The organism is Streptomyces cacaoi (genome assembly GCF_006539165.1).
Classification (GTDB): Bacteria; Actinomycetota; Actinomycetes; order Streptomycetales; family Streptomycetaceae; genus Streptomyces; species Streptomyces cacaoi.
In genome coordinates this window covers 19,958-42,502 of the sequence record NZ_BJMM01000015.1, presented here as the reverse complement: position 1 = coordinate 42,502, position 22,545 = coordinate 19,958, and the positions used below count along the sequence as shown (strand labels likewise).

The following is a 22,545-nucleotide window of genomic DNA, read 5'->3' as shown; positions in this document are numbered from 1 at the left end:
GGTGCGGGCGTCCAAGGTCGAGTATTTGTGCGATCGCACAGCGGGTGCGGCCCCGGTACGGCGGATCCTCCGTTGCCGTTCATGTGTGCGGGCGTGCAACACTGAAGTACGTGCGTTTTCTCAATGATCAGCGGCCTCCGTACGACCTGACGTACGACGACGTCTTCATGGTGCCGAACCGCTCCGCGGTCGGCTCCCGGCAGGGCGTGGACCTCTCGACGCCGGACGGCACCGGCACCACCATCCCGCTCGTGGTCGCCAACATGACCGCCATCGCGGGACGCCGTATGGCCGAGACGGTCGCGCGCCGCGGCGGCCTCGTGGTGATCCCGCAGGACATTCCGCTCGACGTGGTCACCGAGGTGATCGGCTGGGTCAAGCGGCGCGATCTGGTGCTCGACACCCCCATCGTGCTGGAGCCCGGCCAGACCGTCGCCGACGCGCTGTCGCTGCTGCCGAAGCGGGCGCACGGCGCGGGCGTCGTCGTCCGGGACGGGCGCCCCGTCGGCATCGTCACCGAGGCCGACCTCACCGGCGTCGACCGGTTCACCCAGCTGTCCGAGGTGATGTCCAGCGAACTGCTGGTGCTGGACGCCGACATCGACCCGCGTGAGGCGTTCAACCGGCTGGACGCCGCGCACCGCAAGCTCGCCCCGGCCGTGGACGCCGACGGCCGGCTCGTCGGCCTGCTCACCCGCAAGGGCGCGCTGCGCGCCACCCTGTACACCCCCGCCGTGGACGACGCGGGCCGGCTGCGGATCGCCGCCGCCGTGGGGATCAACGGCGATGTCGCCGCGCGCGCCGAGGCGCTGCTGGACGCGGGCGTCGACACCCTCGTCGTGGACACCGCGCACGGCCACCAGGAGCGGATGATCGAGGCGCTGCGTGCCGTGCGGGCCCTGGATCCGTCGGTGCCGGTCGTCGCGGGCAACGTGGTCGCGGCCGAGGGCGTCCGGGATCTGATCGAGGCCGGGGCCGACATCGTCAAGGTCGGCGTGGGTCCGGGCGCGATGTGCACCACGCGGATGATGACCGGTGTCGGCCGTCCGCAGTTCTCCGCCGTCCTCGAATGCGCCGCCGAGGCCCGCAAGTTCGGCAAGCACGTGTGGGCCGACGGCGGGGTGCGCCACCCCCGGGACGTCGCCATGGCGCTGGCCGCCGGCGCCTCCAACGTGATGATCGGCTCCTGGTTCGCCGGCACCTACGAGTCGCCCGGCGACCTCCAGCAGTCCGCCGACGGACGGCTGTACAAGGAGTCGTTCGGCATGGCCTCCGCGCGTGCCGTGCGCAACCGCACCAGCGACGAGTCGGCCTACGACCGGGCACGCAAGGGCCTGTTCGAGGAGGGCATCTCCACCTCGCGGATGTTCCTCGACCCGGCCAGGCCCGGAGTCGAGGACCTGATCGACTCGATCATCGCCGGGGTCCGCTCGTCCTGCACCTACGCGGGCGCCGGCACCCTGGAGGAGTTCGCCGAGCACGCCGTCGTCGGGGTGCAGAGCGCCGCGGGATACGCCGAGGGCAAGCCGCTGCACGCCAGTTGGTGACGCGCGGACTTCCGGCCGGGGCGGCCACGGCGGCCCCGGCGCGGTCTTCCGCGGCCGTCGCGGCCGTGTTCGGATGACGGCATGACGACGTACACGCGTGATGCCAACAGCGGTACAGGTCCCGGCGCGATCACCCCGGACGGCTGCGCGGTCGAGATGTACGCGCGCCTGCCCGACATGGGGGAGTCCGCCGTCATCGCCTCCGCCGTCGCCGCTCCGCGCGGTCTGCGCCTGCTCGAACTGGGCGCCGGCGCGGGCCGGATGACGGGCCCGCTGGTCCGCAGCGGCTTCCGGGTGACCGCCGTCGACGAGTCCCGGGGCATGCTCGACCGGATCGAGGACGCGGAGCTGGTGCACGCCCCCGTCGAGGGGCTGGATCTGGGCCGCCGTTTCGATGTCGTCACCCTCGCCTCGTTCCTCGTCGACGCCCCCGATCCGGCGCTGCGCGCCGGGCTGTTGGCGACCTGCGCCCGGCATGTGGCCGCCGACGGCTGCGTCGTCGTCCAGCGGCAGCACGCGGCGCGGCAGCCGGACGGGCCGCCCGGCAGCGGGCGGCGGGTCGGCGGCGGCATGACCCTCACGACGACCGCCGTGGAGGACCTGGGCGACGGCGTCGTCCGGCACGAGGTGCACTACCTGTTCGAGGATCCGGCGGCGGGGCGCCGTATGGAGTGGACCCAGACCTACTACGCGCGGCGGATGTCCGAGCCGGAGTTCGCCGGGGCGCTGGCCGAGGCCGGTCTGGCGCTGGACCGCTGGCTGACCGACCGGCACGACTGGGCGCGGGCCGTGCCCGCCCGCTGACGGTGCGCTCCGGGGCCCGGGCGGGCCGCCGGGCCCGCCCGCGCCCCGTGGTGTACTGCACGGGTGCCACTGAACGATCTCGACCAGCGCATCGTCCATGCCCTCGCCGAGGACGCCCGCCGTACCTACGCCGACATCGGCGCCGAGGTGGGGCTGTCGGCCCCGGCCGTCAAGCGCAGAGTGGACCGGCTGCGGGCCGAGGGCGCCCTGACCGGTTTCACCGTGCGGGTGGACCCGGCGGCCCTGGGCTGGCGCACCGAGGGGTTCATCGAGGTGTACTGCCGCTCCCGTACCTCGCCCGAGGATCTCGAAAGGGTGCTGTCCGGCTACCCGGAGGTGGCCTCCGCCTCGACGGTGACGGGGGAGGCCGACGCCCTGGTGCAGGTCTTCGCCTCCGACATGCGGCACTTCGAGCGGGTGCTGGAGCGCATCGCGGGCGAGCCGTTCGTCGAGCGCACCAAGTCCGTCCTCGTCCTCTCCCCGCTCGTCCGCCGTTCCCTGGCGGGGCCGCCCCGGGAGTGAGCGCCGGCGGTCCCGCCGGGGAACGGCAGCCGAGCGCCCGGCTCCCGGAATCGGCTACCGGGCCCCGGGAGTCGAGCGCGCGGCGCGGCGGCCGAATTTAGGCGGCCGGGCCTACGCGCCGGCGCCCGGGCGCAGGACGGCGAACACGGCGCGGGCCGGGGTGCCGTCCGCCGTCTCCCAGGCGCCGGTGACATGGCCGACGGCGCCGGCGGGTGTCTCGTCGGAGGCGGGGGCCGGGGCGTCCCCGGCGGGCTCCAGGACCCGGTGGAGCCGGAGGGTGGCGCCGTCCGGCGCGGTCAGCACCGTGCCGTCCCGGTCGTCGGCGGCGTCCGCGAGGTCCGCGGGGACGGCGGTGCCGTCGGTGTGGGAGGCGGTGACCTCCGGGTCCGGGGTGTCGCTGATGCCCTGGTCCTGGGCCTGTGCCCGGCCGGCGATCAGGGCCGTCAACTGGGCGACGAGCACCGGGTCGTGGCAGCCGTCGTAGGCCCAGCGCCGCCCGAGCACCCCGTGTTCCATGGTGCCGACGAGGGCGTCCTCGGCGCCGTCGAGCGGGGCGCCGCGGTAGGTGAGGGGCAGCAGATAGGTGGCCGGGCGGGGCCCTGAGGTGTCGGTGGCCACGATGAACTCGATGCCCACCTCGCCCTCCGGATCGTCCAGCCGGAACCCGCCCGCCCTGGCCAGGCGCGGCCCGTCCTCCGCTCCCCGGTACCAGGGGCGGGACGGCAGCCAGGCGCCGAGCAGTTCGAGCTTGGTCGGCTTGAGGACGGTGCGGTGTACGACGGCCATGTCCGGGACCTCTTTTCTCCGCGGGGCGGCTTCGGGACGCCCCTACTCTCGCAGCCGCCCGGCCGCGCCGGGGAGACGGCCCGGAGGGACCGGGAGGCGGGCGGGTGGACGACGCGAGGGGCGCGCGGTGGATCGCGCAACGGATCGCTGTTCCGGGCCGGATGTGCGCAACGGACCGTCGGCGGCGTGCAAATGATCAGCCTTGTCGGCCCTGTGCGCCGCACGTAGCGTCATATGCACGCGCTGTGCGGCCGTCCTGCCGTGCCGCCGGGAGCCCCAGGCATCGCGGGTGCTTCCGGCGCTGCCGTGCCGCCTGCCGAGGCTCCCCGACCGAACCCTGATCAGGAGCGATCCCGCATGACCTCCACCGTGCCCACCGCCGTGTCCGCAGAGCGCCCCGAAGAGCGGCCCGGCGAGCGCCCGTTGACGATGTTCGGGCCCGACTTCCCGTTCGCCTACGACGACTTCCTCGGCCACCCCGCCGGTCTCGGCTCGGTGCCCGCCACCGCGCACGGCACCGAGGTGGCCGTCATCGGCGGCGGCCTGTCCGGGCTGGTGACGGCCTACGAGCTGATGAAGATGGGGCTCAAGCCGGTGGTGTACGAGGCCGACCGGCTCGGCGGAAGGCTGCGCACCGAGCGCTTCGAGGGCGGTGACCCGTCCCTGTACGCCGAGATGGGCGCCATGCGCTTCCCGCCGTCCTCCACCGCGCTCCAGCACTATCTCGATCTGACCGGGCTGGAGACCTCGCCGTTCCCCAACCCGCTGGCGCCCGGCACCCCTTCGACGGTCGTCGATCTCAAGGGCGAGTCGCACTACGCACGGACGCCGGCGGATCTGCCGCCCGTCTACCACCGGGTCATGGAGGCGTGGAACGCCTGTCTGGAGGAGGGCGCCGACTTCTCCGCGATGCAGCGGGCGATCCGCGAGCGGGACGTGCCGCGCATCCGGGAGATCTGGTCCCGGCTGGTCGAGCAGCTCGACAACCAGACCTTCTACGGCTTCCTGTGCGACTCCCCGGCGTTCGCCTCCTTCCGGCACCGGGAGATCTTCGGCCAGGTCGGCTTCGGCACGGGCGGCTGGGACACCGACTTCCCCAACTCGATCCTGGAGATCCTGCGCGTCGTCTACACCGGGGCCGACGACGACCACCGCCGGATCGTCGGCGGCAGCCGGCAGTTGCCCGAGCGGCTGTGGGAGCGGGCGCCTGAGAAGCTCGTGCACTGGCCGCAGGGCACCAGCCTGGCCGCGCTCCACCCGGACGGGAAGCACCGCCCGGGCGTGACGCGGCTGCATCGCACCGCGGGCAACCGCATCACCGTCACCGACGCGGGCGGTGACGTCCGCACCTACCGGGCGGCCGTGTTCACCGCGCAGTCCTGGCTGCTGCTCAGCCGGATCGAGTGCGACGAGGCGCTGCTGCCGATCGACCACTGGACGGCGGTCGAGCGCACCCACTACATGGAGTCGTCCAAGCTGTTCGTGCCCGTGGACCGGCCGTTCTGGCGGGACACCGATCCGCGTACCGGCCGCGACACGATGAGCATGACCCTCACCGACCGGATGACGCGCGGCACCTATCTGCTGGAGAACGGCCCGGACGACCCGGCCGTGATGTGCCTGTCGTACACGTGGTGCGACGACAGCCTGAAGTGGCTGCCGCTGGACGCGGGCGAGCGGCTGGAGGTCATGCTCAAGTCCCTCGGCGAGATCTATCCCGGTGTCGACATCCGGCGGCACATCACCGGCAACCCGCTGACCGTCTCCTGGGAGGACGAGCCGTACTTCATGGGCGCGTTCAAGGCGAACCTGCCCGGCCACTACCGCTACCAGCGGCGGCTGTTCACCCACTTCGTGCAGGACGAGCTGCCCGCCGACCGGCGCGGACTCTTCCTCGCCGGTGACGACATCTCCTGGACGGCCGGCTGGGCCGAGGGCGCCGTGCAGACCGCGCTGAACGCCGTATGGGGCGTCATGCACCACCTCGGCGGCGCCACCGACCCGGGCAACCCGGGCCCCGGCGACGCCTTCGACCGCCTGGCCCCGGTGAAGCTGCCGGAGGACTGAGCCGGACCGGCCGGGCCGGGGCCCGCCGCCGGTCCGGCGGGCCCCGGCCCCGCGGCTCGTTCCGTCGGGTTCCGCCCGCGGCCGGTGCGGTCAGGCTCCGGTCGCGCGTACCGCGGTGCGGAGTTCCTTTCCGCGGGCGATGAGGTCCTGGACGTCGGTGTGGGCCAGCTGCTGGTCGAGGATGATCTCGTCGACGCCCGCGCGGGCCGCGCCCGCGACGTCCTCGGCGACCTGTTCCACGCTGCCCTGGAACGGGCCGCGTTCGCCGTCCACCGGACGGTCCCGGACGTCGAGGAAGGCCCGCAGTGTGACGGAGAGTCCGGACGGGTCGCGGCCGGCCTCCGTGGCCAGTTCCGTCAGCCGGCGGCGGCCCGCCGCCACCTGCTCGTTCGACAGGCCGGAGGGCATCCAGCCGTCGGCGCGGCGCACCAGGCGGCGCATCGAGCGGTCGTTCCCGGCCGCCAGCAGCACGGGTATCCGGCCGGCCGGCTTGGGGCCGACGGCGGACGGTGAGAAGCGGGTGCGGGTGCCCTCGTAGGAGACGGGGTCCGCGCCCCAGACGGCCTCGCAGACGTCCAGCAGTTCGTCGAGCGCGGCGCCGCGTGCGGCGTGGTCGGCGCCGGCCGCCGCGTACTCGTCCCGCGACCAGCCGGAGCCCAGCCCCGCCACGACCCGGCCGCCGCTGGCCGCGTCCAGCGAACCCAGCGCCCGGGCCAGCAGGAACGGCTGGTGCAGCGGGCCGACCAGCACCGACGAGCCGAGCCGCACCCGCTCGGTGACGGCGGCGGCCAGGGAGAGCGTGACGAGCGGGTCGGCGACGGAACGGAAGTAGTCGGCCCAGGGTTTGCCCGGTATGAGGTACATGTCGTCGACGGGCTGTTCCGGGCGCATGATCCGCTCCAGCACCCAGACGCTGTCGTAGCCCGCCTCCTCGGCGGCGCGCGCGGCGGTCGTCACATCGGTACGCAGGTCGTAGGAGCCGGTTTGCGGGAGTCCGAAGCCGAGTCTGATGGTCATGCACGCGCCTCCTGAGCCGGCCGGCGGGACGGCACGGTGGCGGGCCCGCCGGGGTGATCGGTGAGCAGCTTCTGTAGCGGCGCACTCGCGTGTGTGCGCGTAGTGCGTGTCGTCAGAAGCTAACCCATGTGACGCGTTCGATCACCGGTCCCGACCTCGTCAACTCACATGATCCGTCAGCCCCGTTGTCGCTGTTCGATAGGGTGCCCCGGCATGGCGCGGGGTCGGCCCGCGCCTTGGCACATGGACACCCGTGGAAAGGCCGTCGGAATGACAGGCAGTGGCAGGAAGAAGACCCTCGGTCTCGTGGCTTCGGTCGCGATGGCGGCGGCGGTCATGGGCGTCACCGGATGCTCCAGCGACGGCGACTCCGGCGACAAGTCGGGGGACAAGAAGCCCGCGGAGAGCAGCTCGGCCGGGCAGGACTCCGGCGGCAAGAGCGACGACGGCGGCAAGAACGACCAGCAGGGCGGCGGCGGTTCCGGGATCGGCGGGGGCCCGCAGGTGAAGCAGTCCTCCCCCCAGGAAGCGGTGGCGAGCTGGGTCGGCGCCATCGTCAAGGGCAAGCCGAAGGAGGCGTGCCTGGTGATGGCGGAGCCGGCGAAGGGGTCGGCCCCGGCGAAGGTCGGCTCGCCCGAGCGGTGCAACAGCGGTGCGCCCGACGTGCAGAAGATGCAGAAGGGCGTGGGGCGGTTCCGTGAGGCGTTCTCGCCGAAGCCTCCGTCGGACAACCCGAAGGTGGAGGCCGCCCAGGTGCCGGCGAACGGCGGCAAGGCCGTGATCCCGGCCGACAAGGTCACCGTGGACGGCAAGAGCCTGGACAAGATCATCGTGTCCAACTCCACCGGAGTGACGGAGGACCAGCTCGACGTCAAGTTCACGTCGGCGAAGATCAAGGACGCCTGGTACGTGACCGACTTCGCCTTCAACATCGGCTGACCGGACGCCGGGAAGCCCCGGTACCGGGGCGGCGGAGGCGGCCGATGCCCCGCTTCCGCCGCCCGGCCGTTCCGGCCCGGCCCGCCGCGCGGCTCAGCTCCGCAGCGGGGTCAGCAGACAGCGGCCGGCGAAGCCGACGGTGGCGTCCAGGCCCTCGGCGGCCTCCTCCAGCAGCGGCGCGAACGCCCGCAGCGCCCACAGCCCGCGGAAGGCCGCCCACGCGCCGCCGCGCGCCCGCTCGGGCGACCACGAACCGGCCAGATGCGTCAGCGGGTCGGCGACGTCCAGCAGATCGGGGCCGGGCATCAGATCCTCGCGGATGCGCTCCTCCAGCCCGGTCAGCAGGTCGCCGATCCGTTCGAAGTCCCCTTCCAGCTCGTCGGGGAGCAGGTCCAGGGCGCGGCAGGTGTCGAAGAGCGCGAGCGGCAGATCGTGGCCGAGGTGCGCGTTGAGGCCCGCCAGCGCGAACTGGAACGGGTGCACGGCGGGATGGCGGCGCATCCGGAACAGCGGACGCCAGCAGGCGGGGGCGCGGTGCCCGGCCGTGTCGGCGCGGACGGCGTCGAGGTAACGCTCAGCGAACGCCGCGCCCAGCTCGGCGGTCGCCGTACGGCCGTCGAAGTGCCCGGCTGCGAGCCGCCGTTCCAGCTCCTCGGTCACCGTGAGATACATCCGGTTGAACGCCGCGATACCGTCGCGGCCCGGCAACCCGCCCCCGATCAGGCGCATTTCCGCCGTCACCCGGCCGACCCGCGCGGCCGCCGCCGTGCGCCGCGCGGGCCCCTGCCCCACGGAGGGCGCCGCCGTTCGCTGCGCGGCACGTGCCGCCGTCTGCTCCCCTGTCGTCATGGACGCAGCGTGACAGCTTCCTTGACCGTGCGTGGTCAGCGCGGCGTGTACTGCCCACGGACGGAGGACTCAGGCACCGCACGGACTTCCGTACCGGGCCCGCCGGTTCGCGAGGTCGTCCAGCGCCCGCGCGGACGGTGAGCCCGGGTCCCCGGTGATCAGCACCACCTGCTGGTCGTCCTCGGGTACCAGCAGCACATCGCAGTTGAGCCGCAGTCTGCCCGCCACCGGATGTTCGACGGTCTTGACCCGGTGCCCCGGCGCGTGCACCGGACGGGCCTCCCACACCTGCCGGAACTCCTCGCTCCCGGCGCGCAGTTCGCCCAGCAGCCCGGCCAGCCGCGCGTCGTGCGGGTAGCGCCCGGCGGCCATGCGCAGCCGCGCCACGACGATGTGCGCGAACTCCTCGGCCCCCGAACTCTCGTACAGCCGCCCCCGTCCCAGGAAGCGGCGCCGGGCCAGATTGGCCCCGCCGTCCCGCAGGTCGTCCCCGAGCAGGGCGGCAGCCGGCGGGTTGCAGGCGACCACGTCGTAGACGGCGTCCGTGACGATCGCCGCCGTGCCCGGCAGCCGCTCCAGCATCGCCGCCACGTGCGGGCGCACCCGCCGCACCGCACCGTCGGCGGGCGGCGGCCCCGTCGCCCCGGCCAGCCGGAACAGATGGCTGCGCTCGGCGGGCGCCAGCCGCAGCGCCCGGGCCAGCCCGTCCAGGATCCGCGGCGACGGCCGGGGCCCGCGCGCCTGCTCCAGCCGGGTGTAGTAGTCCACCGACATGTGCGCCAGCTCCGCGACCTCCTCACGCCGCAGCCCCGGCGTGCGGCGCGGCGCCTCCGTCTCCACGACGCCCAGCGCGCGCGGCGACAGCGCCTCCCGGCGGTCCCGCAGGAACCGGGCCAGCTCCCGCCGCCACTCCTGCCCCGCCATGGCGCCTCCTCCCTCCGGCCCGCTCGGCCGGACGGCCCCGCCTGGTACAGGTGATCCCTGGCAGCAGGGCCCTCGGCCAGGGAACCGTGGATGCCATGAACGATCGCACAGCGCTGGTCACGGGCGCGAACAAGGGAATCGGCCGGCACATCGCCCAGCAGCTCGTCGCCGCGGGGCTCACGGTGTACGTCGGCGCGCGGGACGCCGAGCGGGGCCGCAGGGCCGCCGAGGAGATCGGCGGCACCGCCCGGCCGCTCACCCTGGACGTGACCGACCCCGACAGCATCGCGCGCGCCGCCGCCCAGGTGGACCGGCTGGACGCGCTGGTCAACAACGCGGGCATCTCCCCGGACCTCGACCCGCCCACGACCGCCTCCGTCGAGGACTTCCGCCGCACCTACGAGACCAATGTCTTCGGTGTGGTCGAGGTCACCAACGCCTTCCTGCCCGCGCTGCGCCGCTCACCGCAGCCGCGCATCGTGAACATCTCCAGCGGCACCGGCTCGCTCGGCCTCAGCGCGGACCCCGGTTCGCCGTTCGCCGTCTCCCAGGGCAGCGGCGCCGCCTACCGCTCCTCCAAGACCGCGCTCAACGCCCTGACGCTCTTCTACGCGCAGACGCTCCAGGACGCCGGGGTCAAGGTGAACGCGATGGCGCCCGGCCGCCGGGACACCGACCTCAACGCCGCGGCGGCGGGCGGCGGCGACCCGGCCGAGGCAGCCGAAGGGGCCGTCCGCCTGGCTCTGCTGCCCGACGACGGCCCCACCGGCACGTTCGTCTCCTGGGACGGCACACCCGTGCCCTGGTGAACCGTCCCGTCCGGTCAGCGCCGGGCCGTGTGCCGCACGAACGCGGCCCACGCGCCCGGCCCCACCGCCAGCCCCGGCACGCTCGTGTCCTTGGTGTCCCGCACATGCACCAGCCGGGGCCCGTTGGCCACCTCGACGCAGTTCCCGCCCCCGCTGCCGCTGTGGCTCGACTTGTGGTAGGGCAGCGCCACTTCCACGCAGTCCCCGCCGTCGCTGCCGCTGTGTGTGGACTTCTGGTAGGGGAGCGCGACCTCGACGCAGTCCCCGCCGTCCGGCCCGCTGTGGCTCGACTTCCGGTAGGGAAGCGCGACTTCGACGCAGTTGCCGCCGTCGGGGCCGCTGTGTGTGGACTTCTTCCAGGGCGCGGCTACCTCGACGCAGTCTCCGCCGCTGCCGCCGCTGTACGTGGACTTCCGCCACTCCAGGGCGACTTCCACGCAGTTACCGCCATCGGAGCCGCTGTAGCTGCTCTTGAACCAGGACAGGTGATCGAGATGGCCGACGCCCCGCTGGGTGCTCATTGCTCTCCTGCCAACTGCTCGATGAAGGCCGCTGACTCCTTGACGTTCAGCGCCTGTGACCGCAGCTTGCCATAGCGAAGCTCGAACATACTCACCTCGGTCGGATCGCTCACAACATGGCCGATCCCCTGCGACTCGAAGTACGCGTAGCGCTGATGGTCAGCCGTCTCGACAGTGACCATGGGGCCGTTGAGTCCGGGGTGGAAGCCTGTGGCGTGAGGGACGACCTGTATCTCCACATTGCGGAGCTTGGCTGTAGTGAGGAGACGCTCGTACTGGCGGAGCATCGCCTCTCGGGAGCCGATCGGGTTGCGCAACACCGTCTCGCCGATGATGAACGAGAAGGTCGCGAGTGGGGACTTGGTCAGCAGCTTCTGCCTGCTGATGCGTGCGTCCACGCGGTCCTCGATGGTGGCCTCGTCGAGCACGGGCGTACTGGACGCGAAGATGGCCCGCGCATACTCCTCGGTCTGGAGGAGTCCCGGCACCAGCAGCGGGTCGTAGTCGAACCGACTCACCGCCTCCAGCTCGATCAGGACGAAGTCCCGGAAGAACGCGGGAAGTTTGGCGAAGTCGACCTCTTCCTGGAGTTCCTCCAGGACACCCCCGGTGTTCAGCACCCGCTCCGCCGCGGCGGTGAACTTCGCCTTCGCCGGGCGGCGCCCCTGCTCGATGGAGGCGACCTGTTCGAGCGAGTACTCGACCAGCTCGGCCAACTGCTCCTGGGTGAGCCCGGCCCGCCTGCGGAAGAGCCGGAGCAGTCGGCCGTAGGCGACCCAGACCGCGGGCCGGTCCCGCCCGTTGCCGCCGCCCTGCCGCTTGCGTCCCGCGCCCGTGCCCGCGCAGACGCCGGGCTCTCGTGGTGGCGGGATGTCCGTCGAACTCCCCTGCTTCCGGGGCTGGTTGCTGTCGGCGCTGTCCATGCGCGTCTCCGCTGGCTCTGTGCGGGCCTGACGTCTGACGGACGTCACGCTACGCGCGTGGCCGCGCGGTTACCGTGCGAATCCACCCTCACGCGTCACATTCGCCAGGGAAACGCCACCCGTTGCGGTGAGCAGGGCGAGGACGGCGGTGCGGACCTGTTCGGCGACGGCGTCCGGGGTGGAGGTGTCGAGCTTGCCGTCCAGGTGGAGAAACGCCAGGCCGTGGACGAGGGCCCAGACGGCGGTCCACAGGGCGTCGGGGTCGGCGGCGGGGAAGGCGCGCCGGACGATGCCGCGGACGTACTCGGTGATGGCGGCGATCGCGGCGGCCCGTTCGCTGTTGTCGGGGGTTCCCGGAACGCAGGGTTCGGCGAACATCGCGCGGAACAGCGCCGGATGGTCGAGCGCGAAGCGGACGTAGGCGACGGCGACGGCCGCGAGTTCGTCGGGGGTCCCGGGCGCGGGGTGGGCGGCGCCGAGGTGCTCGGCGAGTTCGCGGTAGCCCTCGGCGGCGACGGCGGAGACGAGCGCTTCGCGTTCGGGGAAGTGGCGGTAGGGGGCGGTCGGTGAGACGCCCGCGCGGCGTGCGACGGCCCGCATCGACAGCGCGGCGCTGCCGTCCTCCTCCAGCAGTTCGCGTGCGGCCCGCAGGCAGGCGGCGCGGAGATCGCCGTGGTGGTACGCGGTCGTTCGTGGCACAGGTCACGCCCCTCTCATGTGTGCACCGCTTACATTCTCCGTCGTGCTCCGTCTAATGTGAGCGGTGCACACATTCTAGTCGGTCGCCCCGGGCGGTCGAGCCGAACAGCGCAGAGCCGAGCAGAGCCGAACTGCGCTGAACAGAGCTGAGAGCGAGGGATTCGGATGACCAGCGAGCTGTTCTCGCCGTTGTCCCTGCCGTCCGGACAGGTCCTGGGCAACCGGATCGCGAAGGCGGCCATGGAGGAGAACCTGGCCGACGACGGCCAGCTGCCCGGCCACCGTCTGCGGGAGCTGTACCGGCGCTGGGCGGCGGGCGGCAGCGGACTGCTGATCACCGGCAACGTCATGGTGCACGCCGAGGCGCTGACCGGGCCCGCGGGCGTCGTCCTCGACGAGGCCGCACCGCTGGAGCCGTTCACCGCGTGGGCCGAGGCGGCCAGGTCCGGCGGCGGGGCGGCCTGGATGCAGATCAACCACCCGGGCCGCCAGGTGCCGGCCGGGATGCCGGGCGTCGTGTGGGGCCCGTCCGCCGTGGGCATCGATCTCGGCCGGCACAGCGGCCGGTTCGGCCGTCCCGTGGCGATGACGCCCGAGCAGATCGAGGCCACGGTCGCCCGCTTCGCCGTCACCGCCCGCCGCGCCGAACAGGCGGGCTTCGACGGGGTGGAGATCCACGCCGCGCACGGCTATCTGCTGTCGCAGTTCCTCTCCCCGCTCGTCAACCGGCGCACCGACGCGTGGGGCGGGTCGCTGGAGAACCGGGCGCGCATGCTGCTGGACGTCGTCCGTGCCGTCCGCGACGCCGTCTCGGCGTCCTTCGCGGTCGCGGTGAAGCTCAACTCGGCCGACTTCCAGCGCGGCGGGTTCGACGCCGGCGACGCGCGGCAGGTCATCGGGATGCTCGCGCCGCTCGGCGTCGACCTGGTCGAGGTGTCCGGCGGGAGCTACGAGAGCCCGGCGATGACCGGCCGCCCCGCCGACGAGCGCACCCGGGCCCGCGAAGCCTACTTCCTGGACCTGGCACGGGATCTGGCGCGCACCAGCCCGGTGCCGCTGATGCTCACCGGCGGCATCACCCGGCGCGGGACCGCCGAGGACGTGCTCGCCGACGGTGTGGCCCTCGTCGGTATGGGCACCGCCCTGGCCGTCACCCCGGACCTGCCCGACCGCTGGCGGCACGGCCGCGAGGCCGACCGGCGGATACGGCCGGTCTCCTGGTCCGACAAGGCGCTCGCCTCGGCCGCGAGCATGGCCCAGGTCCGCCACCAGATGCGCCGCGTCGCGCACGGCCGGGCGCCCAGGCCCGGCACCCACCCCGCGCGCGCCCTGCTGTGCGAACAGGGCCGCCAACGGGGAGCCCTGCGCCGCTACCGCACCTGGCTGACGACGACCCGGCACGGCGGCGCGGCGACGAGCCGGGCCGGATGACCCGGCGCGACGACGAGCCGGGCCGGATGACCCCGGCGCGGCGGCCGGGCCGCGCGGCACCCGGGGGCGGGGGTCAGTCCGTCAGCAGCTGCGCCAGATGCTCCGCGGCCCGGACGAGAGGGTCCGTTCCCGCGTTCGCGTGGGCGGAGCGTGCGCGGGTGAGCCGGAAGCCGTGCCGACGGCCCCAGAACGCGGCCTGCACCGCGTGCAGTTGGGACCAGCGCCGGACCCGCTCGCGGTCCAGCTCCGCCGCCTCGGCGTAGACGTCGAGCAGCCGGTGGACGGCCCTGCCCAGGTCGGGCGCGTCCAGCAGGGCGGGCACCCGGGCCTTCAGCAGGCTGCCGCCGTCGTAGGCGGGATCACCGGCGCAGCCCTTCGGGTCGACGGCCAGCCACGGTTCGCGCTCCGCACGCAGGATGTTGCGGGCGTGGAAGTCGCCGTGCAGCATCAGATCCGGCTGGGTGCGGGCCAGCTCGTGGACGGTCGCGACGGCGGCGTCGACGGTGCGGCGGGGGAGGGAATGCGCCAACTCCGCGTCGTCGCACCGGAGTTCGGCCTCCCAGGTGGCGGCCTGGTCGGCCAGCCGGGGCAGGCCGGGCGGCGCCGGGACGGCGAGACGGCGGCTGAGGCGCCCGGCGACGGTGGCCAGTGCGTCACTCACCCGGCTCCCGGTCCCGGTGTCGTTCGCGGTGCCGCTCCCGTTTCCGCTCCCGCTCCCGCTCCCGCTCCCGTTCCCGCTCCCGTTTCCGTTTGCCGTCCGGTTTCCGTGTGCGGTCCCGGCCTCGGCCCCGGCCCAGGACTCGGCCAGGGTGACGGACGAGGCCCGCTCCAGCAGCATCGCGAACCGCTCGTCGTCGCGCTCGTGCAGCCGGACGGCGCCCCGGCCGCCCCACACCGCGAAGGCGTCCGGCTCGTGCACGTTGCCCGGGTGCGGGAACGACACCTTGAGCACGGCAGCCTCGCCCTCGCCCTCGACCCCGGCCCCGCGCCGCCGCACGGGCACGATCAGCCCGACCGCTCCGTGGGTGACCTCGCCGTCCGGCACGCAGGACCACCGGTCCAGCAACTCGGCCACGATCCCCGGCAGTTCGGCGAGCCAGGCGGCCCCGGCGGCGCCCTCCCGCTCGGTGGTCTCGTGGACGAACGCGTCCGGAATCGTACGGGTGGGGCGGGGCGTCGGGGTCATGCTCTCTCCGGGAGGAGGGCGTCCGGTGTCACGTCCGTCATGGTGCTCATCGTGGCGTACGGCGGGGGAGCGGGGCGCGTCGGGGGCGCGTGCGGGCGTGCGGGGGTCCGGTGCGAGGCGCGTGGCGCCTCGTCGTGATCCGGCGCGGCGCCTCGTGGTCCGGCGGTGTCCGGCAGCGTCCGGCGGTGTCCGGCGGCGTTCGGCGGCCACCGTCGTCCGGGGCCCGGTCGTGGGCCCGGCGCGGCCCGTACAGCCCCGTACGGCAGCCGTACAACCGCCGTGCACCGCCGTACGTTTCGCGTCGGCACGCCCTTCTGACCTGGTAGGACGCGCGCCGGGGCGGCACCGTCGTGCGGCATGAACACCCAGCACCGTCCCGTCACCGTGACGACCCCGGCTTCCCCTGCCTCCCCGGCCGCTGGAGCCCTTCCGCCCGCGCGCGGCCTGACCGTCCAGCTCAGCTCCACCCGGCGCGGGGCCCGGCTCGCGCGGCGGTTCGTGGCGCAGCACCTCGCAGACTGGGGCTTCCCGTTCGACGGCGGACTCTCCAGCACCGCCGCACTGATCACGGCCGAACTGGCCGCCAACGCCGTACGCCACTGCGGCGGCACGGGACGGGACTTCCGGGTGCATGTGCTGCTGCCGCCGCCTCCCGAGCCGCTGCGCATCGAGGTCACCGACGCCTGCGCGGACCGCCCCCTGCCCGCCGGACCGCCCAGCCCGGCGCCGGACGGCGGCTCGGGGAACGGCCTGCTGCTGGTGGACACGCTGGCGGCGCGGTGGGGATGCACCGTGAACGACGCGATCACCAAGACGGTGTGGGCGGAGCTGTACCGGTAGCGGGTGGGGCGCGCCCGTGGGCCGTGGGGCGAAATCGGGTGCGTCGCGCGCCGCGTGGTGCTGGGCTGCCGTCCATGACGGAACTGCGCACCCGGCGGCTCGTGCTGCACCTGCTGACACCCGACGAGGCCCACTGCCTGATCGACGGCGTACGTGCCACGACCGACCGGTGGGCGCCGGACTACCCCGGGCCGCTGGATCTGCGCGGCGCGACCGCGTTCCTCGACGCCTGCGCGGTCGGCCACGACCCGCGCCCCTTCGGCACGTTCGAGATACGCCGCGCCGAGGACGGCCGCGCGATCGGCGGCCTCGGCTTCCACGGGCCGCCGGGCGAGGACGGGGCCGTGACGGTCGGCTACGGGCTGGTGCCGTCGGCGCGTGGCGCGGGCTACGCCACCGAATCCCTGCGCGCACTGCTGGAGTTCGCCTGGTCCCGCGGCGTCACCCGGGCGCGGGCCGACACCGGCGTGGACAACCTCGCGTCGCAGCGGGTGCTCGCCGCCGTCGGTATGCGGTGCGTCGCGGAGAACCGTGTACTGCGCTGGTACGAACTACCCGCCCCCGACAACGGCCCGGCCTCCACGCCTGTGCCCGTGCCCGGCGGGGGCTCCGCCTGAGGGACCTCCGCGCGAGGATCCGGCCGGGCCTTCGCGTCTGTGCTCGGCGGGGGCCTCGCGTCTGCGCCTGGTGGGATCTCCGCTTCTGCGTCTGGCGGCGGCTCGGCGTCTGCGCCTGGTGAGGGCTTCGCGCCTGCGTCAGGCAGGGCTTCCGCGCCTGTGCCTGGCCGGGGCTTCGCGTCTGCGACAGGTGGGGCCTCCGGCTCTGTGTCCGGCGGGGGCTTCACGCCTGTGTCGGGTGGGGCCTTGTGTCTGGTGGAGGCTCCGCGCCTGCACCGGGTGGGGGCTGCACACCCGCGTCAGGCGATGGCGCCACATCCGTGCCCGGCGGCGGGGCACCACCGTTGCCGGGTCCGTTTGCCGGGCTGCCCTGAACGCCCGGTGCCCGCGCCGACGGTTGTTCTCGGCGGCTGACTCGGCCGGGCGCGCAGGGCGGGAGCCGTCGCCCGGGGTGGGAGCCGTCGCCCGGGCGGGAGCGAGCGCCCGGTGGGGAGCGGTCCGCCGGGTGGGAGCGGGTGCGTAGGGCGGGAGCGGTCCCCGGGTGGGAGCGTTCGCGCAGGGTGGGAGTGGTACGGCCACCCTCGGGCCTCGCCCTGGGGCGGCCCGGCGCTTAGCGTCGAGGACATGCAGAGCGACACGGCATCCGCCACCGCATCCGTCACGGCGTCCGACCCGGCGTCCGACACGGTGCCCGTCACGGCGTCTGCCATGGCACCCGACCCGGCGTCCGCCATGGCAGACGGCACGCCCTCCGGTGCGGCCTCCGGTGCGGTGGTGCCCGGCGCGGTCTCCGCGCTCGCCCGGTTCCTGCGTGCCCGCCGCGCACTCCGCCGGCCCGAGGAACTGGGTGTGCCGGCCGGTGCCCGGCGCCGTGTGGCGGGGCTGCGCCGCGAGGAGGTCGCCCGGCTCGCCGGAGTGAGCACCGACTACTACGTACGGCTCGAACAGGGCCGTGAACGCCACCCGTCCGCGCAGGTGGTGGACGCGCTGGGCCGGGCACTCGGACTGGAGCCGGACGCCGTCGCCCATCTGCACCGGCTCGCCCGGCCGGCGCCGCGCGACCGCCGCACACCCGCCGCGCAGCCGGAGACCGATCCCGGTCTGCTGCACATGATGGCCGCCTGGCCGCACACCCCGGCCGTGATCCTCGACCACTGCCTGGCCGTACCGGCCGCCAACGCCCTCGGCAGAGCCCTGTTCGCGGGCCACACCCACAGCGACGACCTGGTCCGGCTGGTGTTCCTCGACCCGGACGCCGAGGACTTCTACCCCGACTGGGAGCAGGTCGCGGCCGACACCGTCGCCGGACTGCGTGATTCCGCCGGTACCGCGCTCGACGACGCACGGCTCGGCGAGGTCGTGGCCGAGGTGTCCGCCCGGAGCGCGGCGTTCCGCGAGCTGTGGGCACGCCACGAGGTCCGCAGGAAGACCCGAGGGAGCAAACGCTTCCGCCACCCGCTGGCCGGTGAACTCACCCTGCATTACGAGTCGTTGACGGTGAACAGCGCGCCCGGACTGCAACTCGTCGTCTACCGGGCCGACCCGGGCAGCCCCGCCGAGGAGGCGCTGGCCCTGCTGGGCAGCCTCACCGCCGGGGATGACGAGGACGACACCTCCGCCTGGACCCGCGCCCGCCCCCATACCCGCCCCCATACCCGTCCCCGTCCCCGTTCCCGTCCCGGTCCCTGGGGGCGCCCCGCCTGATCCCGGCCCGACTCCACCCGGCGGCCCACGAGTTCGGCTTCGGCGCCGAACCGTGACATCGCGCTGTCCGACTCCCTGACGCCTGTGCTGCTCCGTGCCGCTCCGTACTGCACGCTGTATCACTCTGACCCGTTTTGCACCGCTCGGCGCCATTTGTGCCGCACGGTCGCCGTGCCCAGCACACCGGCTGGGCCCCTTTCCCCCTCAGCCCTGAGGCTTCCGCCTCACCCCTGAGGCTTCCACCGCACCCCGAGAAGGAGTACGCATGTCCCCGCACGACAACACCCCTGCCGCCGCGTCCAAGGTCGTCGCGATCACCGGCGCGAGCAGCGGCATCGGCCGGGCGACCGCGCTGCGGCTGGCCGGTGAGGGCCACCGGGTGGTCCTCGGCGCCCGCCGCACCGACCGGCTCGGCGCGCTCGCCCGGGAGATCGAGGAGGCGGGCGGCAGCGCCGATGTGCGCCGCCTCGACGTGACCGACCGCGCCGACGTCGCCGCATTCGTCGACACCACCGTCGAACAGCACGGCCGCATCGACGTGTTCGTCAACAACGCCGGGGTGATGCCGCTGTCCCGGCTGGACGCACTGCTCGTCGACGAGTGGGACCGGATGCTCGACGTCAACGTGCGCGGCCTGCTGCACGGGATCGCCGCCGTGCTGCCGCACTTCCAGCGGCGCGGCAGCGGCCACTTCGTCACGGTCGCCTCCATCGGCGCGCACCAGGTGGTGCCGACGGGCGCGGTCTACTGCGCCACGAAGTACGCCGCGTGGGCCGTCACCGAGGGGCTGCGGCAGGAGGTGGACCCGAGCATCCGCGTCACCACCGTCTCGCCCGGCGTCGTCGAGTCCGAGCTGGCCGAGACGATCACGGACCCCGTCGCGCAGGAGGCGATGCGCACCTACCGGGCGGACAGCATCCCGGCGGACAGCATCGGCGCCGCCCTCTCCTACGCGCTCGCCCAGCCGCCCGAGGTCGACGTCAACGAGATCGTCGTCCGCCCGGCCAAGCAGCGCTGACGGGCCGGCCCGCCTCCCCGCACGCCCGCGCCCCCGCGCCGCGGGCGTGCGGGGAGGCGGCCGTGTCCGCTTCGGTGCTCACCGGGGCGGGTCCTGGTAGCGCCGGAAGGTGGTGGTGCTGCCCTTGTCGGGACCCACGTCCCAGTTCAGCTTCAACTCGTCGCCGTCCTGCGTCGCATCCGCCGCACGGTCCGGCGCGTCCTCGCCGCTCTTCTCGCACAGCAGGGCGATCCGGTACTTCCCCGCGCCGGAGCGCTTCTCGTACCGGCCCCGGCACTCCAGACCGCTGTCGGCCAACGTGGCAGTGATCTTCCGCTTGTCGGACGGGTCGTCGTGGAAGAGCCCGAGCGCGCCGTGGCCGTCCGACATCCAGATCGCCTCGATGCCGGTGCCGGTCGCATCCCCGCTGGGGATGTTCTCGGTGTCCTCCGGATCCTCCCCGTCCTCCGGGTCGTCCGCCGACGGCGACTCGTCCAGGGAGTCGTCCGTGGCCTCGTCGGACGGTTCCTCGCCCGGGTCGGTCGACGGCTGTGCGCTCGACTTGTCGTCCGCGCCCTGCTCCTGCGAGGAGGACGCGTCGTCCTTCTCGTTCCCGCCGCCGTCCCGGGTGGCCAGGAAGATCCCGCCGCCGGCCAGCAGCGCCACGGCGACGGCCGAGGCGATGACGATCGCCGCCCGGCGCCGGCTCTTTCCCGGCGGCCCCGCCGGCGGACCGCCCAACGGGCCTCCCGGCGGCTGCCCGGGCGCACCGTAGGCACCGAACTGCTGGGCCGGGCCCGGCGGTTGACCCGGCGCACCGGGCGGCCCCGGCTGCGCGTAGGGGTTGTGCCCGGCACCGGGCGGCGGCGGGGGAGCGGGCGCGCCGTACGGACCGTGCTGCGGGTACTGGCCCTGACCGTACGGGGGTTGCCCCTGCGGCGGCTGTCCCTGCGGGGGTTGCCCCTGCGGGGGTTGGCCCTGTGAGGGCTCGCCCGGGGCCGGTGGGGGGCCTGCCGGAGGGCCGGGCGGTCCTGCCGGGGGCGGGGGCGGGGGCGGTGCGGGGTGGCGCGGGTGGCCGTCGTCGGGCGGTGGCTGCGTCATCGGTGAGGTCTCTTTCGACAGGACTGCGACGGTGCGACGTGCGGAGCCCGCCCGTCAGGACGGAGCCTGCCCAACCTTCCGCACGCGACGCGGGGGTCGCAAGGGCGTTCCGGAGCGGGCCGCGGGAGCCGACGGACCGCACCTGCACAGCCGCCACAACGGAACCCCCAACTCCGGCCGCCCGTCGGGTCACAGACCGACTGGAGCGGTGTTGCCGGAGTGCTGAACCACCCCGCCGTACCGCGTCCCCGGTCGCCGTCCCGGCCTTCGTCGCCGTTGCCGTTCCCGTCCCCGTCCCCGTCGTGGCGCGGAGCCGCGGGCTCCTGTTGTTCGCCGTTCGGCGTGCGCTCAGTGCGCTCAGCCCTCGTCCGGGCGCGGGTGCGGGCGGGGCCCGTCCGTGCCGGTGGTGTCCGTCTGCTCGTCGTAGCCGCTGGTGCCCTCGTCCAGCAGGGGCTCCTGGGCCTTCATGTGCGGCGGTGCGAGGGCCTTCAGGACGTGGTAGCCGGTGAGGACGACCAAGGTGCCCAGGGCGATACCGCTCAGCTCGAAGTTGTCGGTGAACTTCAGGCTGACGTTGCCGACGCCGATGATGATGCCCGCGGCGACCGGCACCAGATTGAGCGGACTGCGCATGTCCACCCGGTTGTTGATCCAGATCTGCGCGCCGAGCAGCCCGATCATCCCGTACAGGATGACCGTGATGCCGCCGAGCACCCCGCCCGGGATCGCGGCCACGATCGCGCCGAACTTCGGGCACAGGCCGAACAGCAGGGCGAAGCAGGCGGCGGCCCAGTACGCGGCGGTGGAGTAGACGCGGGTGGCCGCCATGACGCCGATGTTCTCCGAGTACGTCGTCGTGGCGGGGCCGCCGAACGCGGTGGACAGGATGCTGCCGGCGCCGTCCGCCGAGATGGCCGTGCCGAGCTTGTCGTCCAGCGGGTCGCCGGTCATCTCGCCCACGGCCTTGACGTGTCCGGCGTTCTCCGCGACCAGTGCGATGACGACCGGCAGCGCGACGAGGATCGCCGACCACGAGAAGTCCGGGCCGTGCACCGGCGGAAAGCCGAACCAGTCGGCCTTGGCCACACCCGACAGATCCAGCCGCCAGTGGTCGGTGACCTTGCCGCTCGCGTCCTGGGAGTGGATCTTCCCGAAGACGGTGTCGAAGCCCCACGACATGAGGTAGCCGGCCACCAGGCCGAGGAAGATCGCGACCCGCGACCAGAAGCCGCGCAGACAGACCACGGCGAGGCCGGTGAGCAGCATCGTCAGCAGCGCCGTCCACTGGTCCTGCGGCCAGTACGTGGAGGCCGTCACCGGCGCCAGATTGAAGCCGATCAGCATGACGACGGCCCCGGTCACCACCGGCGGCATCGCCGCATGGATGATCCGCGCCCCGAACTTCTGCACGGCCAGGCCGACCAGGAAGAGCGCGACCCCGACGGCCAGGATCGCTCCCGTCACCGTCGCGCTGGAGCCGCCCTGGCCCCTGATGACGGCGGCGACCCCGACGAACGAGAGGCTGCACCCCAGATAGCTGGGGACCCGGCCGCGCGTCGCGAGCAGGAACATCATGGTCGCGAGGCCCGACATCATGATCGCCAGGTTCGGGTCCAGGCCCATGAGCACCGGGGCGACGAAGCTCGCGCCGAACATGGCCACCACGTGCTGGGCGCCGAGCCCGGCCGTGCGCGGCCAGGACAGCCGCTCGTCCGGCCGCACGACGGCCCCGGGCGCCGGAACGCGTCCGTCGCCGTGCAGTTTCCAGCGCACGCCGAGGCCGCCGCTCATGTTCGCTCCCGAGGTTGTTCCGTCCGGCCCGTACCTGATCGCATTCCTGGCCGAATCTGATCGCCCCACATGATATGTGGCCGGGAAACCCCCTCCGACCTGGCCCGACGCCCTTCCGGGGCGGACGTACCCGCACGCACCAACTCGGCGTGGGGCGGCCGTGGTTGAGCCAAGTGGGCCGAGTGGCGGGGGCGGGGGCCGGGCGCTCGACTCCGGATGCCCGTCTCCGGTGCCCGTCTCCGGTGCCCGACTTCGGGTGCCCGTTTCCGGGTGTTCGGCCCCGGCGCTGTGCTCGGCGCCCGGATCCGCGGATGGAGCGGCGCCCCGCCTGGCCCCGGCTCCGCCGGTGGAACGGCCCGTCGCCCGGCCCGGCTCTGCCGGTGCGCGGTGCCCGGCTTCGCTGATGGAGCGGTGCCCGGCTCGGCCCAGCTCGGCCGATGGAACGGACCGTCGCCCGGCCCGGCTCCGCCG

At 73.9% G+C, this 22,545-nt stretch carries 20 protein-coding genes and 2 pseudogenes; 11 read left to right on the top strand and 11 right to left on the bottom strand.

The window, feature by feature from the left end; all coding sequences use genetic code 11:
- The first annotated feature begins 110 nt into the window (after positions 1–110).
- The 3 genes from SCA03_RS16515 to SCA03_RS16505 all read left to right on the top strand — a co-directional run bounded on the left by SCA03_RS16515 (position 111) and on the right by SCA03_RS16505 (position 2,873).
- A complete protein-coding gene (locus SCA03_RS16515; RefSeq protein WP_030875740.1) occupies positions 111–1,547 on the top strand; it encodes a GuaB1 family IMP dehydrogenase-related protein in 1,437 nt (478 codons plus the stop codon).
- 81 nt (positions 1,548–1,628) lie between these two features.
- Entirely contained in the window at positions 1,629–2,351 is a 723-nt protein-coding gene (locus SCA03_RS16510) for a class I SAM-dependent methyltransferase (RefSeq protein WP_030875742.1), read from the top strand.
- A 63-nt stretch (positions 2,352–2,414) separates the two neighbouring features.
- Positions 2,415–2,873, top strand: a complete 459-nt coding sequence (locus SCA03_RS16505; RefSeq protein WP_030875745.1) for an Lrp/AsnC family transcriptional regulator — start codon at positions 2,415–2,417, stop codon at positions 2,871–2,873.
- 111 nt (positions 2,874–2,984) lie between these two features.
- On the opposite strand, the gene SCA03_RS16500 is transcribed toward SCA03_RS16505, so the two are convergent.
- Positions 2,985–3,659 (bottom strand): maltokinase N-terminal cap-like domain-containing protein, encoded by a 675-nt coding sequence (locus SCA03_RS16500; protein WP_086817602.1) that lies wholly within the window; start codon positions 3,657–3,659, stop codon positions 2,985–2,987.
- Between the two features lie 357 nt (positions 3,660–4,016).
- On the opposite strand from SCA03_RS16500, the gene SCA03_RS16495 reads away from it, so the two are divergent.
- The gene (locus SCA03_RS16495; RefSeq protein WP_086817600.1) at positions 4,017–5,726 is read left to right on the top strand and encodes a flavin monoamine oxidase family protein; all 1,710 of its coding nucleotides are present in this window, start codon (positions 4,017–4,019) and stop codon (positions 5,724–5,726) included.
- A gap of 90 nt (positions 5,727–5,816) precedes the next feature.
- Here SCA03_RS16495 and SCA03_RS16490 read toward each other — a convergent pair whose 3' ends face one another.
- A complete protein-coding gene (locus tag SCA03_RS16490; protein ID WP_030875751.1) occupies positions 5,817–6,743 on the bottom strand; it encodes a TIGR03619 family F420-dependent LLM class oxidoreductase in 927 nt (308 codons plus the stop codon).
- Between the two features lie 306 nt (positions 6,744–7,049).
- On the opposite strand from SCA03_RS16490, the gene SCA03_RS16485 reads away from it, so the two are divergent.
- Complete coding sequence (locus SCA03_RS16485) at positions 7,050–7,682, top strand: hypothetical protein (protein ID WP_230988751.1); 633 nt, start codon at positions 7,050–7,052, stop codon at positions 7,680–7,682.
- Positions 7,683–7,775: 93 nt separating this feature from the next.
- On the opposite strand, the gene SCA03_RS16480 is transcribed toward SCA03_RS16485, so the two are convergent.
- Positions 7,776–8,531: a DUF5995 family protein gene (locus SCA03_RS16480; protein ID WP_169729645.1), complete on the bottom strand. Its 756-nt coding sequence runs from the start codon at positions 8,529–8,531 to the stop codon at positions 7,776–7,778.
- 69 nt (positions 8,532–8,600) lie between these two features.
- Positions 8,601–9,455 carry a helix-turn-helix transcriptional regulator gene (locus tag SCA03_RS16475; RefSeq protein WP_086815815.1) on the bottom strand — a complete coding sequence of 285 codons (855 nt, stop codon included), beginning with the start codon at positions 9,453–9,455 and terminating at the stop codon, positions 8,601–8,603.
- Positions 9,456–9,550: 95 nt separating this feature from the next.
- Between SCA03_RS16475 and SCA03_RS16470 the strand changes: the two genes are divergently transcribed.
- Positions 9,551–10,264, top strand: a complete 714-nt coding sequence (locus SCA03_RS16470; RefSeq protein WP_030875763.1) for an SDR family oxidoreductase — start codon at positions 9,551–9,553, stop codon at positions 10,262–10,264.
- Positions 10,265–10,278: 14 nt separating this feature from the next.
- On the opposite strand, the pseudogene SCA03_RS36820 reads toward SCA03_RS16470, so the two are convergent.
- The 4 genes and pseudogenes from SCA03_RS36820 to SCA03_RS16455 form a co-directional block, all read right to left on the bottom strand.
- A pseudogene (locus tag SCA03_RS36820) lies at positions 10,279–10,431 on the bottom strand (DUF397 domain-containing protein); the annotation flags it as partial.
- A 138-nt stretch (positions 10,432–10,569) separates the two neighbouring features.
- Positions 10,570–10,785: pseudogene (locus SCA03_RS36230) on the bottom strand (DUF397 domain-containing protein); the annotation flags it as partial.
- Positions 10,782–11,708 (bottom strand): helix-turn-helix domain-containing protein, encoded by a 927-nt coding sequence (locus SCA03_RS16460; protein ID WP_086815811.1) that lies wholly within the window; start codon positions 11,706–11,708, stop codon positions 10,782–10,784. The gene SCA03_RS16460 and the pseudogene SCA03_RS36230, both read right to left, overlap by 4 nt.
- 69 nt (positions 11,709–11,777) lie before the next feature.
- Positions 11,778–12,407, bottom strand: coding sequence for a TetR/AcrR family transcriptional regulator (locus SCA03_RS16455; RefSeq protein WP_030875770.1), 630 nt, complete (start codon positions 12,405–12,407; stop codon positions 11,778–11,780).
- 165 nt (positions 12,408–12,572) lie between these two features.
- Here SCA03_RS16455 and SCA03_RS16450 point away from each other — a divergent pair, with 165 nt between their 5' ends.
- Positions 12,573–13,838 carry an NADH:flavin oxidoreductase/NADH oxidase family protein gene (locus SCA03_RS16450; RefSeq protein WP_086815809.1) on the top strand — a complete coding sequence of 422 codons (1,266 nt, stop codon included), beginning with the start codon at positions 12,573–12,575 and terminating at the stop codon, positions 13,836–13,838.
- A 73-nt stretch (positions 13,839–13,911) separates the two neighbouring features.
- Here SCA03_RS16450 and SCA03_RS35755 read toward each other — a convergent pair whose 3' ends face one another.
- Positions 13,912–15,024 (bottom strand): aminoglycoside phosphotransferase family protein, encoded by a 1,113-nt coding sequence (locus tag SCA03_RS35755; protein WP_141275472.1) that lies wholly within the window; start codon positions 15,022–15,024, stop codon positions 13,912–13,914.
- Positions 15,025–15,381: 357 nt separating this feature from the next.
- Between SCA03_RS35755 and SCA03_RS16440 the strand changes: the two genes are divergently transcribed.
- The 4 genes from SCA03_RS16440 (at position 15,382) to SCA03_RS16425 (ending at position 19,203) form a co-directional block, all read left to right on the top strand.
- Entirely contained in the window at positions 15,382–15,864 is a 483-nt protein-coding gene (locus SCA03_RS16440) for an ATP-binding protein (protein WP_230988749.1), read from the top strand.
- Positions 15,865–15,938: 74 nt separating this feature from the next.
- Positions 15,939–16,481 carry a GNAT family N-acetyltransferase gene (locus SCA03_RS16435; RefSeq protein WP_141275471.1) on the top strand — a complete coding sequence of 181 codons (543 nt, stop codon included), beginning with the start codon at positions 15,939–15,941 and terminating at the stop codon, positions 16,479–16,481.
- Between the two features lie 624 nt (positions 16,482–17,105).
- Positions 17,106–18,185 carry a helix-turn-helix transcriptional regulator gene (locus SCA03_RS16430; RefSeq protein ID WP_230988747.1) on the top strand — a complete coding sequence of 360 codons (1,080 nt, stop codon included), beginning with the start codon at positions 17,106–17,108 and terminating at the stop codon, positions 18,183–18,185.
- 265 nt (positions 18,186–18,450) lie between these two features.
- On the top strand, positions 18,451–19,203 hold the full coding sequence (locus SCA03_RS16425; RefSeq protein WP_141275470.1) for an SDR family oxidoreductase: 753 nt from the start codon (positions 18,451–18,453) through the stop codon (positions 19,201–19,203).
- A gap of 78 nt (positions 19,204–19,281) precedes the next feature.
- On the opposite strand, the gene SCA03_RS16420 is transcribed toward SCA03_RS16425, so the two are convergent.
- Together SCA03_RS16420 and SCA03_RS16415 are read right to left on the bottom strand one after the other, a co-directional pair.
- Positions 19,282–19,923 (bottom strand): hypothetical protein, encoded by a 642-nt coding sequence (locus SCA03_RS16420; protein ID WP_030875791.1) that lies wholly within the window; start codon positions 19,921–19,923, stop codon positions 19,282–19,284.
- A 717-nt stretch (positions 19,924–20,640) separates the two neighbouring features.
- Complete coding sequence (locus tag SCA03_RS16415; protein WP_086816732.1) at positions 20,641–22,074, bottom strand: uracil-xanthine permease family protein; 1,434 nt, start codon at positions 22,072–22,074, stop codon at positions 20,641–20,643.
- Positions 22,075–22,545 lie beyond the last annotated feature (471 nt).

Bases quoted from the DNA above. Each gene is read 5' to 3' on its own strand.
- SCA03_RS16510 (WP_030875742.1), top strand. From the start codon at position 1,629: ATGACGACGTACACGCGTGATGCCAACAGCGGTACAGGTCCCGGCGCG.
- SCA03_RS16500 (WP_086817602.1), bottom strand. From the start codon at position 3,659: ATGGCCGTCGTACACCGCACCGTCCTCAAGCCGACCAAGCTCGAACTG.
- SCA03_RS16495 (WP_086817600.1), top strand. From the start codon at position 4,017: ATGACCTCCACCGTGCCCACCGCCGTGTCCGCAGAGCGCCCCGAAGAG.
- SCA03_RS16490 (WP_030875751.1), bottom strand. From the start codon at position 6,743: ATGACCATCAGACTCGGCTTCGGACTCCCGCAAACCGGCTCCTACGAC.
- SCA03_RS16480 (WP_169729645.1), bottom strand. From the start codon at position 8,531: ATGACGACAGGGGAGCAGACGGCGGCACGTGCCGCGCAGCGAACGGCG.
- SCA03_RS16475 (WP_086815815.1), bottom strand. From the start codon at position 9,455: ATGGCGGGGCAGGAGTGGCGGCGGGAGCTGGCCCGGTTCCTGCGGGAC.
- SCA03_RS16470 (WP_030875763.1), top strand. From the start codon at position 9,551: ATGAACGATCGCACAGCGCTGGTCACGGGCGCGAACAAGGGAATCGGC.
- SCA03_RS16460 (WP_086815811.1), bottom strand. From the start codon at position 11,708: ATGGACAGCGCCGACAGCAACCAGCCCCGGAAGCAGGGGAGTTCGACG.
- SCA03_RS16450 (WP_086815809.1), top strand. From the start codon at position 12,573: ATGACCAGCGAGCTGTTCTCGCCGTTGTCCCTGCCGTCCGGACAGGTC.
- SCA03_RS35755 (WP_141275472.1), bottom strand. From the start codon at position 15,024: ATGACCCCGACGCCCCGCCCCACCCGTACGATTCCGGACGCGTTCGTC.
- SCA03_RS16440 (WP_230988749.1), top strand. From the start codon at position 15,382: ATGAACACCCAGCACCGTCCCGTCACCGTGACGACCCCGGCTTCCCCT.
- SCA03_RS16435 (WP_141275471.1), top strand. From the start codon at position 15,939: ATGACGGAACTGCGCACCCGGCGGCTCGTGCTGCACCTGCTGACACCC.
- SCA03_RS16430 (WP_230988747.1), top strand. From the start codon at position 17,106: ATGCAGAGCGACACGGCATCCGCCACCGCATCCGTCACGGCGTCCGAC.
- SCA03_RS16425 (WP_141275470.1), top strand. From the start codon at position 18,451: ATGTCCCCGCACGACAACACCCCTGCCGCCGCGTCCAAGGTCGTCGCG.
- SCA03_RS16415 (WP_086816732.1), bottom strand. From the start codon at position 22,074: ATGAGCGGCGGCCTCGGCGTGCGCTGGAAACTGCACGGCGACGGACGC.